This window comes from Streptomyces sp. WAC05292 (assembly GCF_003949955.1).
Lineage (GTDB): Bacteria > Actinomycetota > Actinomycetes > Streptomycetales > Streptomycetaceae > Streptomyces > Streptomyces globosus.
Genome location: NZ_RPSE01000148.1, coordinates 1 through 13254 on the forward strand (window position 1 = coordinate 1; position 13254 = coordinate 13254).

At 71.9% G+C, this 13254-nt stretch carries 10 protein-coding genes; 4 read left to right on the top strand and 6 right to left on the bottom strand.

All coding sequences use genetic code 11. The features are described from left to right. Positions 1-15: 15 nt before the first annotated feature. From EF903_RS17320 to EF903_RS17340, 5 genes are all read right to left on the bottom strand, one after another. Positions 16-1035, bottom strand: coding sequence for an asparaginase (locus EF903_RS17320; RefSeq protein WP_125544141.1), 1020 nt, complete (start codon positions 1033-1035; stop codon positions 16-18). A gap of 103 nt (positions 1036-1138) precedes the next feature. Further along, the gene (locus EF903_RS17325; protein ID WP_125544142.1) at positions 1139-2581 is read right to left on the bottom strand and encodes an amino acid permease; all 1443 of its coding nucleotides are present in this window, start codon (positions 2579-2581) and stop codon (positions 1139-1141) included. Then, positions 2578-3264, bottom strand: coding sequence for a FadR/GntR family transcriptional regulator (locus EF903_RS17330; RefSeq protein WP_125544155.1), 687 nt, complete (start codon positions 3262-3264; stop codon positions 2578-2580). The genes EF903_RS17325 and EF903_RS17330 overlap by 4 nt, the downstream gene beginning before the upstream one ends. A 113-nt stretch (positions 3265-3377) precedes the next feature. Then, positions 3378-4640 (bottom strand): hypothetical protein, encoded by a 1263-nt coding sequence (locus EF903_RS17335; RefSeq protein WP_125544143.1) that lies wholly within the window; start codon positions 4638-4640, stop codon positions 3378-3380. Positions 4641-4895: 255 nt separating this feature from the next. Beyond that, the gene (locus tag EF903_RS17340; protein ID WP_125544144.1) at positions 4896-5954 is read right to left on the bottom strand and encodes a GlxA family transcriptional regulator; all 1059 of its coding nucleotides are present in this window, start codon (positions 5952-5954) and stop codon (positions 4896-4898) included. A 104-nt stretch (positions 5955-6058) separates the two neighbouring features. Here EF903_RS17340 and EF903_RS17345 point away from each other — a divergent pair, with 104 nt between their 5' ends. From EF903_RS17345 to EF903_RS17355, 3 genes are all read left to right on the top strand, one after another. Then, positions 6059-6754, top strand: coding sequence for an HD domain-containing protein (locus EF903_RS17345; RefSeq protein ID WP_125544145.1), 696 nt, complete (start codon positions 6059-6061; stop codon positions 6752-6754). A 216-nt stretch (positions 6755-6970) separates the two neighbouring features. Further along, positions 6971-9583 (top strand): rifamycin-inactivating phosphotransferase, encoded by a 2613-nt coding sequence (gene rph, locus EF903_RS17350; RefSeq protein WP_125544147.1) that lies wholly within the window; start codon positions 6971-6973, stop codon positions 9581-9583. Positions 9584-9821: 238 nt separating this feature from the next. Then, complete coding sequence (locus tag EF903_RS17355; protein ID WP_125544149.1) at positions 9822-10328, top strand: GNAT family N-acetyltransferase; 507 nt, start codon at positions 9822-9824, stop codon at positions 10326-10328. 62 nt (positions 10329-10390) lie between these two features. On the opposite strand, the gene EF903_RS17360 is transcribed toward EF903_RS17355, so the two are convergent. Continuing rightward, complete coding sequence (locus tag EF903_RS17360) at positions 10391-11410, bottom strand: helix-turn-helix domain-containing protein (protein WP_125544151.1); 1020 nt, start codon at positions 11408-11410, stop codon at positions 10391-10393. A gap of 429 nt (positions 11411-11839) precedes the next feature. Between EF903_RS17360 and EF903_RS17365 the strand changes: the two genes are divergently transcribed. Beyond that, positions 11840-13108 (top strand): S8 family peptidase, encoded by a 1269-nt coding sequence (locus EF903_RS17365; RefSeq protein ID WP_125544153.1) that lies wholly within the window; start codon positions 11840-11842, stop codon positions 13106-13108. The last annotated feature ends 146 nt before the right edge of the window (positions 13109-13254 follow it).

Here is a 13254-nt window from a genome sequence, read left to right on the forward strand (position 1 = left end):
GGCCGGCGGTGCGGGTCAGGCGGGGGCGGGGGCGGCTGTGGCTGCGGCGAGGGCCGGCACCGGTCGGACGGCGCCGAGGGGCAGGCCGCCGCCGGTGACGGGCTGCTCCGTGAACCGGGCGAGCAGCCGCGGGTCGGCCCCCGCCATGGCCAGGGCCGCGGCCGTCACCGGGATGCGCGCGCGGTCCGCTCCGTCGGCGATCTTCACGGCCACGGCGCGGCCGTCGGGGAGGGCGGCGACCTGGACGCCCTCGAAGCCGTCCTTCGTGATCAGCCCGGGCACGGCGCGCATCAGCTCGGCGACGTCCCGCCCGGCGCCGGAGGCCATCTCGGGGTGGCCGCGCAGGGCTTCGGCCACCCGGTGCTCCGCCGTGCCGGGCGCGGCGGTGGCGATGCGGGCGGCGGCGCGGGCGAGGCCGTGCAGGGAGATCGAGAACAGCGGGGCGCCGCAGCCGTCGACGGTGACGTGGGCGGTGCGCTGGCCGGTGAGCTCCTCGACGGCCTCGCCGATGGCTCTCTGCAGCGGGTGGGCGGGGTCGAGGTAGGTGTCCCGGGGCCAGCCGGCCAGGGTGCAGGTGTACAGCATCGCGGCGTGCTTGCCGGAGCAGTTCTGGGCGAGCCGGGAGGGCGGGCGCCCCTGCCTCGTCCAGGTGGCCCGGACGGCCGGGTCGTAGGGCAGGTCGGGGACGTTGCCCAGGTCCTCCTCGGTGGCGCCGGCCAGGGTGAGGATCTGCCGGACCCCGGCGAGGTGGCGTTCCTCGCCGGAGTGGCTGGCCATGGCGAGGGAGAGCAGGGCGCCGTCGAGGGGGAGGCCGGCCCGCACCATCGCGACGGCCTGGACGGGTTTGAGGGCCGAGCGGGGGTAGCAGGCCGCCTCGATGTCGCCGAGGGCGAAGCGGACCTCGCCGCCGGGGCCGAGGACGACGAGGGAGCCGTGGTGCATGCCTTCGATCACGCCGCCCCGGGTGAGGTGGGCGACGGGTGCGTGCAGGGGCTCCCGGATGCCGGGCGCGTCCGCGAGGGGTGCGCTGCGCATCTGTGCTCCTTCTGATGTGTGCCGGCTCGGGCCGGGTGGGGGTGTGCGGCGGATTCGGCGGAGGTGTGCCGCCTGCGGGGACAGGCCCGGGGCGCCGTCCGGTTCACCTGCTGCCCTTGGCGGCGGCGGCGCGGGCGAGGCGGCCGCGGATCGCGTACCAGCCGGCCACGAGCGTCGCGGCGATCAGCGGCACGCACAGCACGGTCGTGCGTCCCGCTCCGCCGTCGGCGTACATGAGGACCAGGACGGAGGCGAGGAAGGCCAGGGTGAGCAGCTGGGTCCACGGGGAGCCGGGGAGGCGGTAGTCGGGGCGGGCGAGTTCGCCGCTGCGCGTCTTCCGCCAGAAGAGCAGGTGGCAGATCATGATCATGCCCCAGGTGGAGAGGATCCCGAGGGCGGCGAGGTTGAGGACGATCTCGAACGCGTCGTCGGGTACCACGAAGTTGAGGCCGACGCCGAGGACGCACACGCCGCTGGTGAGCAGGATGCCGCCGTAGGGCACCTGGGTGCGGCTCATCCGGGCGGTGAAGCGGGGGGCGGAGCCGTTGGCGGCCATCGAGCGGAGGATGCGGCCGGTGGAGTAGAGGCCGGAGTTGAGCGAGGACATGGCCGCGGTGAGGACGACCAGGTTCATCACGCCGCCGGCGGCCGGTATGCCGATGTGGGAGAGCACGGTCACGAACGGGCTCTCGTCGGCGCTGTAGCCGTTCCACGGCATCAGCATGGACAGCAGGACGACCGAGCCGACGTAGAAGAGGCCGACGCGCCACATGATCGAGTTGATCGCCTTGGGCATGATCTTCTCGGGGTTCTCGGTCTCGCCGGCCGTGACGCCGACCAGTTCGACGGAGGCGTACGCGAAGACGACGCCCTGGACGATCAGCAGCATGGGCAGCAGGCCGTTGGGAAAGATCCCGCCGTTGTCGGTGATCAGGGAGGGGCCGGGGACGGCGCCGTCGACGGGGTGGCGGGTGGCCAGGAGGAAGATGCCGAGCGCCATGAAGGCCGCCAGGGCGCCGACCTTGACGATCGCGAACCAGAACTCGAGCTCTCCGAAGATCTTCACGGAGATGAGGTTCACGGAGAGGACCACGGCCAGGGCGACGAGGGCGATCAGCCACTGCGGGACGTCGGAGAACAGGCCCCAGTAGTGGGTGTACACGGCCACGGCCGTGATGTCGGCGATGCCGGTGGTGGCCCAGTTGAGGAAGTACATCCAGCCTGCGGTGTAGGCGCCCTTCTCGCCGAGGAACTCGCGGGCATAGGACACGAAGGCGCCTGAGGACGGCCGGTACAGGACGAGCTCGCCGAGCGCGCGCACGACGAGGAACGCGAAGACGCCGCAGACGGCGTACGCGATGAACAGCGAGGGTCCGGCCTCGGCGAGCCGGCCCCCCGCCCCGAGGAAGAGCCCGGTGCCTATCGCGCCGCCGATGGCGATCATGTTGACGTGCCGGGGCTGCAGGGACTTGCTGTATCCGGCGTCGCCGGCGTCGACGTGACGGGTGGACGGGCGCTTCTCGTCTTTGAGGAACTGCTCGCTCACGCCTCGGGTCCGCCTTCCGTGGGTCTGGTGGGGCTGTCCGTGCGCTTGGGGTGCACGATGTCGGTGAGGGTCGTCTCGACCCTGTGGAGGTGGTGGGACATGGCCTCGACGGCGTCCGGTTCGCAGCCGTCGATCAGTGCCTCGTAGATCGCCCGGTGTTCGCGGTTGGACTGCTCGCGGCGGCCGCCCAGCTCGTTGAGGAACGTCGACTGGCGTGCCAGTGCGTCGCGGATCTCCTCGATGACCCGTCGGAAGACCGGGTTGCGGGACGCCTCGGCGACCGCCAGGTGGAAGACGGTGTCGAGGGCCACCCATGCCGTGGTGTCGGTCTCCTGCTCCATCCGGTCGAGCAGGTGGGCCAGGTGGTCCAGGTCTTCGGGAGTGCGGCGCAGCGCCGCGTACCCGGCGACGGGGATCTCGACGTGCCGGCGCACCTCGAGCAGGTCGCTGGCGGCGTAGTCGCCGAAGGTGGGGTCCTCGACCGTGTTCGCCACGACGAAGGTCCCCTTGCCGGTCTTCGACACGGTCAGGCCCATGGCCTGCAGGGCGCGGAGCGCTTCACGCAGGACGGGCCGGCTGACTTCGAGGGTGCGGCACAGTTCCGCTTCCGAGGGGAGCTTGTCCCCCACTGCGTACTCGCCGCGCTCGATGGCGTTGCGCAGGTGGCCGAAGACCGCTTCCATCGCGCTCACGCGCCGCGGCGTCCCACCACCTGTCTGGCTGTCTGACAGGTTCACGGGCTGATCTTGCGGGCTGTCGAGCAGGGCTGTCAAGAGTCGCCGGGCACCCCGGCGGATCAGGGCTCTGCAGGCTGGGCGGTCTGGTCCTCGCCCAAGCGGGCCCGCCAGTCGCCGACGCACTCGGGGGACGTGGAGGCCAGGTGCGCGATCTCCTCGTCGGTGCGGCCGTCGGCCCAGGTCAGGATCCGGGTCACGGTGCGGTTCCGGGCGGCCCGGAAGTCCCTGAGCATGTTCTCCAGGCGTTCGACCTCCTCGCCTTCGCGGACGAGCTGGCGGTCGACGGCCTCCCTCTCCTCGGCGCGCAGCCTGCGCAGGTAGGCGGGCAGTCCCATCAGGGCCAGCCCCTCTTCCTGCGCGGCGCTCTGGAAGCTGTCGGCCAGCATCGACAGGACACAGTCCGGCACGTCGGCGAGAGTGGCTCCGAGGGGTTTGGCCGCCTCCCAGGTCCTGCGGCCCGCCTCGGTCCGCTCCAGCCAGGTGCAGGCGTCCATCGGTGTACGGCCGTCCCAGGCCCGGGCGCGGTGGGCGTACAGGGCGGCCCGGTGGCCGTAGAAGGTGAAGCCGTCCTCGATCTGCCGGCCGGCAGTGAGGCAGACGCGTCCCGGGACACCGCCGTAGCCCGACTCGGGCCGGAAGTCCGCGTAGGCGTCGAGCTCCGCGTCGGTGGCCGACTCCCAGGCGGGGTCGCACAGGTCGGGGTTGCTTTCGAGGAAGGCGCCGACCTCGACCCGCCAGGCGGGGGCAGGGGTCATCAGGAGCCTGGGCCAGACGACCTCCCGGGAGGCCGGGAAGGCGTGGGTGGCGACCCGCTCGATGTCCTCCCAGGCGGTGGCCGCTTCGGCCGACCACTCGAGCTCCCCGGCCGGCCCGGAGCGGTGGATCGAGTCGACGAGCCGCTGCACGGCCGGCAGGACGCGGAGCGCGAGCGCATGCAGCTCCTCGGCCGTGAAGAAGCGCCAGGAGCAGCCTCGCTGCTCGTCGTGCGTCATGTGGCTCAGCAGTTGCACAAGGACCCCGGGGGCCGGCAGCAGGCCGTCGCCCAGCGCCTTGCGCGGGACCCCGGGAAGCCGGCCCTCCGCGTCCTCGCGGGGAGCCCGCCAGTCGACGTCCCCGAACCAGACAGCGCCGGTACGCGCGTCGACGGCGAGCCACTGCTGGTATCCCACCCCTGGGCCGTACCGCTGGTCCGGCTGCTCGGCCCCCTTGTCATGCCACACGCACTCGGGGGGAGGCGGATTCAGCTCGGCGGCCAGGAAGCCGTCTTCGGGGCGGTAGCCCGTGAGGATGCAGGCCGTTCTCGGCGCTTCGGAGGCGGTCATGAGGGGTTTCCTCTCGGTGGAACGTCAACCTCCGCAACCGTAAGTGTGCTTGTCGGCCAATAGTTCAACATTCAGCCATTCGCGTTGACTTGACAACACAGCAGGCCATCCCCGCAGGTCGGGCGGTCCGGCGGGTCTACGCGCGTCCGGGGTGAGCGTAGGGTTGTCTCTTTTTCACCTGCTCTGCATGGGATGCGACTGAGAACGCGACTGGTCTTCGAGGAGTGGCCCTCGGCCTTCCCCGCTACGTCTCGGTCACCCCTCGGTCCCGGTTCCGCCCGTGGCCACCGGGTGAAGACCGACGTGGTCTGCGGCCGAGTCCGAAGGTGTACGCAGACGCTGCCCCGTCTCGCCGGGGGTCCTTTGGCGGAAGGCGGCACGGTAGGCGTGGGGGGAGGTTCCGGTGTGGCGGGTGAAGTGGTGGCGCAGGGTCGCCGGTGAGCCGAAGCCGGTGCGGTCGGCGAGCAGCGTGATGGGCAGGTCGGTGGTCTCCAGCAGCAGCCTGGCGCGGTCGACACGGGCGCTGAGGAGCCACTGCAGCGGGGTCGCTCCGGTCTGTGCCCGGAACCGGCGGTTGAGCGTTCGGACACTGATCTTGGCGTGATCGGCGATCTCGGCCAGGGTGAGGGGGCGGTCGAGGCGGCCTTCCATCCACTGCATGACGGGCTGCAGGGCGCCGGGATCGGTCGGGGCCGCGGGGCGTTCGATGTACTGGGCCTGGCCGCCGTCGCGCTGGAGCGGCATGACGATGCGCCGGGCGGTGGCGGCCGCCGGCGCCGCGCCGAGGTCGTGGCGCACCAGGTGCAGGCACAGGTCGAGTCCGGCGGCCACCCCGGCCGATGTGAGCAGGCGGCCGTGATCGACGAACAGCACGGCGGGATCGACGGAGATGCGCGGATGGCGGCGGGCGAGTTCATCGGCGTACTGCCAGTGCGTCGTGGCGCGGTACCCGTCGAGCAGGCCGGTGGCGGCCAGCGTGAAGGCGCCGACGCACACGGCTGCCAGTCGCGCCCCCCGCGCCGCCGCCTGCCGCAGCGCCTCGATGACGGCCGGGGGCGGGGGAGCCAGGAAGCCGGCGTGGGCGGGGATGACGACGGTGTCGGCCTCGGCGAGCCCCTCGAGTCCGTACGGGGTGGTGATCCGGAAGGCGCCGTGCTCGGGGGAGGTCGCTGCGCTGCGGCCCGGAGCGCAGACCCGGAGTTCGTAGTGCGGGGCGCCGGCGGCCTGGTTGGCCGTGCCGAAGACCTGTCCGGGGGTGGACAGTTCGAAGGGGACGACGCCGTCCAGTGCGAGTACCGCCACCCTGATGCCCATGGCCAGAATTTAGCGCACGACGGCATTGCGGCCGCTGGCCGGGAGGCGCGGAGGGCCGCACGATCAAGAGGGTTCGCCGCTGCACACACAAAGGAGTCACTGCGATGGCTTTCGCCCTGCCCGCCGTCTACGGCGCATTCGACCTGCCCCGCACGGAGCTGGCCGCCCTTGCACTGCGCTACGCCGAGGAGGTGGAGCCCGAGGCCGTCTTCCGCCACAGCGTTCGCAGCTATCTCTTCGCCCGGGCGCTCGCGGACCACGGCGGCATGAAGGCGGGAGCCGACTTCGATGACGAACTGGTGTTCCTGAGCTGTGTCCTGCACGACCTGGGGCTGTCCGAACCCGGCAACGGCAACCAGCGGTTCGAAGTCGACGGTGCGGACCTGGCAGCACGCTTCCTTCGCGAGCACGGCACCGATGAGGATGCCGTGACGGTGGTGTGGGACGCCATCGCACTGCACACATCGGAGGGCATCGCCTCCCGCAAGGGGCCGGAAGTCGCGCTGGCGCATGCGGGCATCACGGTGGACGTCCTCGGCCGGGGCAAGGAGAGCCTCCCCGAGGGGTTCGCCGACCGCGTGCACGCCGCATTCCCGCGCTCTGATCTCGCTTACGTGATGACGAACCTGATCACCCGCCAGGCGCTGGCGAACCCCGCGAAGGCCGGCCCGCTCAGCTTCCCCGGCCAGCTCCTGCGCCGCCACCTGCCGCCGGGGGCGCTGCCCGACTGGTACGACCTGATCGCCGACGCCGGCTGGGGCGACCGGCCCACCGCCCGCCCCGACACTCCCGCCGCCTGACGGCATCGGGGCGCCGGGCCACGGCGGGCCCGGCGAGAGGGCATGAGCGGTGTCGTGGGCCCCCGCAGCGGACCGAAAACGACAAGAAAACAACGAAGGCAAGGAGAGTGCTCTCCTTGCCACTCTCAACTTATAGCGCACCCCGGGGCTTGCCGCAAGGCCCCGGGCAGGGCGCAGAATCGCTGCCCGAGCCACGACCGCCCAGGAGGCAGCGCAGTGAACGAGCAGTACGTGTGGGACCTCCACCAGGTGGACCAGAGCCAGACCGCGGCCGTCGGCGGCAAGGCCGCACACCTGGGCACGCTGTCGCGCATCGAAGGGGTCCGCGTGCCGGCGGGCTTCTGCGTGACGACCGCGGCCTTCCGGCGGATCGTCGCGCAGTCGCCCCGGGTCGGCGACATGCTCGACCGCTTGTCGCAGGTGGACCCCGACGACCGCGGAGCGATCGGCGCGCTCAGCGCGCGGATCCGCCGAACCATCGAGAAGACCGCGGTCCCGGACGACATCGCGGCGGCGGTCACCCGCGCACTCGCCCGCTCCGGCGAACACGCCGCCTACGCCGTGCGGTCCAGCGCCACGGCCGAGGACCTGCCGACGGCCTCCTTCGCCGGCCAGCACGACTCGTACCTGAACGTCGTCGGGCCGGCGGCGGTCCTCCGGCACATCAGCCGGTGCTGGGCCTCGCTGTTCACCGAGCGCGCGGTGGCCTACCGCCGTCGGGGCGGCATCGACCACCGTACGGTCGACATGGCCGTGGTCGTGCAGCAGATGGCCTTCCCGCACGCGTCCGGCGTCCTGTTCACGGCCGACCCCGTCACGGGCAACCGGAAGGCCGCCACCATCGACGCCGGATTCGGCCTCGGCGAGGCACTGGTCTCGGGCCTGGTGAACCCGGACGTCCTCACCGTGCGCGACGGCAAGGTCGTCGCGCGGAAGACCGCCGCCAAGCACCGCGCCCTGACCGCCTCGCCGGCCGGCGGCACGCATGAGGTCGCGGTCCCCCCGCGGCAGCAGGAGCAGCCCGCGCTGACGGACGCGCAGGCGCTGCAGCTGGTCGAGCTGGGCCGGCGGATCGAAGCGCACTTCGGCCGCCCGCAGGACATCGAGTGGTGCCTGGTGGACGACGGCTTCCGGATCGTACAGAGCCGGCCGATCACGACGCTGTTCCCCGTACCGCAGAGAGGCGACCGGGACGATCGCATCTACGTCTCCGTCGGCCACGCCCAGATGATGACGGATCCCATGAAGCCGCTGGGGTACTCCATGTGGCAGCTGACGGCCATGGTGCCGATGCACGAGGCCGGCGGGCGGCTCTTCGTGGACGTCACCCAGCGTCTGGCCTCGCCCGCGAGCCGTGCCGTCCTGCTGGACGCCCTCGGCAAGGGGGACCCGCTGGTCCGGGACGCTCTGGAGACGGTCCTCGACCGCGGCGGCTTCGCTCCCCCGCTCCCCCCGTCGGCCCCCGGTGCCGGCGGCCCGCCGCCCGGCGGTGGCGGTGCGCCCGATCCCGTCGAGACCGATCCGGCCCTCGTCACCGGACTGATCGAACGCAGCCGGGCCTCCCTCGCCGCCCTGGAACGCGACATCCGGACGAAGAGCGGACCGGCGCTGTTCGACTTCCTGCTGGAAGCCTTCGAGGAGCACAAGCGCCTCCTGGCCGATCCCCTGAGCATGCAGGTGGTCACGGCGGGCATGGAGGCCACGTGGTGGCTGAACGACAGGCTGGAGGAATGGCTCGGAGAGAAGAACGCCGCCGACACGCTGACGCTGTCCGCACCGGACAACATCACCTCGGAGATGGGACTGGCCCTCCTCGACGTCGCGGACGTCATCCGCCCGCTGCCGGAGGTGGTGGCCTTCCTGCACGAGGTGCAGGACGAAGGCTTCCTGGACGGGCTGGCCAAGCTCCCGGGAGGGCCCGAGGCCCGCGATGCCATCGAGAGCTACCTCGACCGGTACGGCATGCGCTGCGTCGGCGAGATCGACATCACCAGGCCGCGCTGGCGCGAACGGCCCGGCACGCTGCTCCCCGTGATCCTCGACCACGTGCGCACCTTCGAGCCGGGTGCCGCCGAGCGCCGCTTCGAGCTGGGGCGGCAGAAGGCGCACCGGAAGGCACAGGACGTGCTGACCCGCCTGCGCGCCCTGCCGGACGGGGACCGCAAGGCCGAGGAGACCCAGCGGATGATCGACCGGGTCCGCACCTTCATCGGGTACCGGGAATACCCCAAGTACGCCATCGTCAGCCGCTACTTCGTCTACAAGCAGGCCCTGCTGCAGGAGGCCGAACGCCTTGTGCGGGCGGGCGTGCTCGCCGATCGGGAGGACGTCTTCCACCTCACCTTCCAGGAGTTCCACGACGTGGTGCGCTCCGGCCGGCCGGTCGACCCGCGTCTCGTGCGGCAGCGCAGGGAGGCGTTCCGGGCGCATCACGCGCTCACCCCGCCCCGGGTGCTCACCTCGGACGGCGAGGCCCTCACCGGCTCCTACCGCCGGGAGGACGTGCCGGCCGGCGCCCTGGCCGGCGTGGCGGTCTCGGCCGGGACCGTCGAGGGGCGGGCGCGGGTCGTCCTGGACGTGGCGGATGCCGAGCTCGAACCGGGCGACATCCTGGTCACGGCCTTCACCGACCCCAGTTGGTCGCCGCTGTTCGTCCGGATCGCGGGCCTGGTGACCGAGGTGGGAGGCCTGATGACCCATGGGGCGGTGATCGCCCGGGAGTACGGCCTGCCGGCCGTCGTCGGCGTGGAGCGGGCCACCCGCCTCATCCGGGACGGCCAGCGGATCCGCGTGCACGGCACCGACGGGTACGTCGAGATCCTCCCCTGACCGGCCCCGCCTGGTGCGGGCGAGTGCGGCGGCGCCCCGGCAGAGGCGGTCCGGCCCCCGACGCCTCGGCGGCTCGTGCGGCCTCGACGGCGTCCGCCACCACCGCGGGCTGGAGCCGGCGGGCGGCGGGCGGCGGGCTGGGCAGACCCTCCCCGTGCCGCCGGTTCCGAGGAGCCCCAGGAGTCGGTGGCCGCGTCAATTGCGTGGCGTCGTCCGGATGGTTTCGGACAATGCCTTCATGAGGATACGTGTGGTGCGGCCGAACGAGCTGACTGTTCTCCAGGACATCGAGAGGGCCGCCGGTGAGTGCTTCAGGGACATCGGCATGCCGGAGATCGCCGATGACGAGCCGCTGCCGCTGAGCGAACTCGACCGGTACCGGACGGCTGGGCCGGCCTGGGTCGCCGTCGGCGGTGACGACGTCCCGGCCGCCTATCTGGTCGCCGACCGGGTCGACGACGGCCTGCACGTCGAGCAGGTGTCGGTCCATCCGCGCAGCGCCCGCCGCGGCATCGGCCGGTTGCTGCTGGAGCACGCGGCCGAGCACGCGGCGGGCCGGCAGGCGGCCGCCCTGACCCTGACGACGTTCACACACGTTCCGTGGAACGCCCCCTACTACATTCGGTGCGGGTTCCGGCCGGTGGACGACGGCGAGCTCTCACCGGGTCTGCGCGCGATCCGCGCCCGGGAGGCCGCTCACGGCCTGGACCGGTGGCCCCGGGTCTGCATGCGCCGCGCCCTGTGACGCTCGGGGGCAGGCCGGGCACCGCACGGAGGCGCCGCCGGTGTCCGGATGGTGATGCCGTGTCAGATCCAGCCGCTGCGGGCCGCGTAGAGCGCCATCTGGAAGCGCGTCATCGAGCCGGCGCGGGTGTTGATGGCCTCGATGTGGCGTGACAGCGTGCGGCGGCTCACGCCGAGGAGTTCGGCGATCGTCTCGTCCGTGATCCCGGTGGCGAGCAGCTCCAGGATGCGCCGGTGGACCGGCTGCAGGCCGCAGGGAGCACGGTCGTTCAGGTGCATCGGCAGTGCCGTCCGCCACGAGGTCTCGAAGAGGCCGGCGAGCGCCGACAGCAGGCTGGAGGGATGGACCATCAGCAGGTAGTCCTTCACCTCGGACTCGACGAAGGACATCGACACGATGGCCAGGCGCTGGTCGTAGATGGTGAGTTTCACGGGAACCGCGGGCAGGACCCTGGCCTGTTCTCCGGCGGCTATGCAGGGCTGGATGTTGACGCTGTAGTAGTCGGCGTTCTGAACCGCCGATTTGGAGTAGACCACTCGATAGGCCACGCCGTTTGCGAGTTTTTCGATCTCGATCGGGTTGGCGGTTCCGTGCGTGTGATAGGGCGGGCAGTCAAAGCGCAGGACTTCGAATTCGACGGACTCTTCCAGGTTCCAGATGCGTTCCGCGACGTGCGGCCCCCTGATGACTTCCACCAAGTCTTCCTCGCCCTGCGGGGCGACGGATCGCCGGTATCCGCGATAGGCCTGCATGGCCGCCTGGTGGGCCCTGTGGACCTCGGCGGTCTGCGTGTGGACCATGCACTCCAGTGCGATCGACGGTTCGACGGGGACGTGCTCGATGCCCTCGATGCCGACGCCGCTGACGGTGATCAGGCCGAGTTTCCGCAGGTGGCCGAGTTGCCGGTCCAGTGCCTGGACTTCGAGCAGGCCATTCCCGGCGCCGCGGCAGTGGCGGCCCATCATGGTCGCCAGGCGCTCCGTCGTGCAGGGCCCAGCGCCGAGCAGCGTTGTGTAAATGTCCGCCTGTATGCGGGTAAGACCGAGACGGCACAAATGCGCGCGTATATCTTCCTCGGGCATCGGACCACCTCCTTGCGGGAATGGCGCGACCGCGTTCCGCTGACAGGCGGCGCGGGCCGCGCCGATGAGGCCGTCGTATGGCCGTTCCGGTGAACTGCCGGGCCATCGTTACATGTTCGGTGAGGTGAAGCAAAGAAATCCGCTGCCCATCACGCGGACTCCCCGTGTTCCATTGGGGATTGCGGTCGCCTCTTGGGGTGTGCGTACCAACTGCTGTTCCGCGGGTGCGTTCGTACGGGATTGCAGGAAGGCCGGATCACGGCGCGCCGGGCAAGCGGTGCGCCGCTCGCGCGGGCGCCCGGGCGGGCCGTCGCGCCCTTTCGCGCCACCGGCCATCGGCGGCCACCGTCCCGGGGCGCCCGGGGGTAGACCGGTTCCGCCCCCGGAACAACCGGTGGCACGGCTTCCAGTTCTCCCCCAGGAGTCCCCTTGTCGTCCTTCCAACTCTCCCGTCCGTCCTCCAGATCGATCGGCCTTGCCGTGGCCCTCGCGACGGCCGCCGCCGTGACGCTGGCCGCGGATCCCGCCGAGGCGGGTCCCGCCGGCGGCCGCGTGCGCAGCGCAGCCGAGCCCATACCCGGCCGCTATCTGGTGGTGTTCACAGAGGATCCGGCCTCCGCGGCGGGCGGCCCGGCGCGTGCCGCGGAGCACTCGGCGGTCGCCGACACCGCGGCGCGCAGCGCACGCAGGCACGGCGGCACCGTCCGCACCGTCTTCAGCGCGGCCCTGCGGGGCTACGCCGCCGAGATGACCGCGGCCCAGGCGGCGCGGGTCGCCGCCGACCCGGCGGTGTCGTACGTACAGCAGGACGGACTGCACGACGCGTCGACCCAGACCGACCCGCCGTGGGGCCTGGACCGGATCGACCAGCGCGACCTCCCGCTGGACGGGAGGTACACGTTCGCCGAGACCGCCGAGAACGTCACCGTGTACCTGGTGGACAGCGGTCTTCGCACCACCCACTCCCAATTCCAGGGGCGGGCCTCGGTCGGTGCGGACAAGGTCGGCGACGGCCGCAACGGGGCCGACTGCACCGGTCACGGCACCCACGTCGCGGGAACGGTCGGCGGCAGGGACTTCGGCGTGGCCAAGGGCGTGAAGCTCGTGGCCGTACGGGTCACCGACTGCCGGGACAAGGCCGCCACCTCGGCGATCATCGCAGCCGCGGACTGGATCACCGCCCACGCGGTCAAGCCCGCCGTGGTCAACATGAGCATCAACGGCGGCGCCAACTCCGCCGAGGACGAGGCGATCAAGCGCTCCATCGCGTCCGGCGTCACGTGGGTGGTCTCCTCGGGCAACGGCAACACCGACGCCTGCGCCAACTCGCCGGGCCGGATCGGCGCGGCCATCGTCGTCAACAACTCCACCTCCGGGGACGTCCGCCGCTCGGACTCCAACTTCGGCCCCTGCACCGACCTGTTCGCCCCGGGAACCTCGATCCCCTCGGCCGGGTACCAGAGCGACACCGCCTCCCGCACCCTCAGCGGCACGTCGATGGCCGCTCCGCATGTGGCCGGAGCGGCAGCCCTGTTCCTCGCGAAGAACCCCGGCGCCACACCGGCCCAGGTCCAGAGCGCGCTGATCGCCGCCGCGAGCCCCGGCAAGGTGCGCAGCCCGGGGAAGGACACCCCCAACCGGCTGCTCTTCACCGGAGGCTCGCAGCAGTCGCCGGCGGCCGGCGGATCGACGCCGTAGGACCGGGCGGCCGTACCGGCGGCCGCCGGGCGCCGCCCACCGGCGCCAGTGGCAACGGCAGGCCACCGCCGATGGGCTCCCGGGGTAGAACCGTCACCGGAATGAGCCCGTCCGCAGGATCTTGTCCCCCCCTCCCAGTCCCCGAC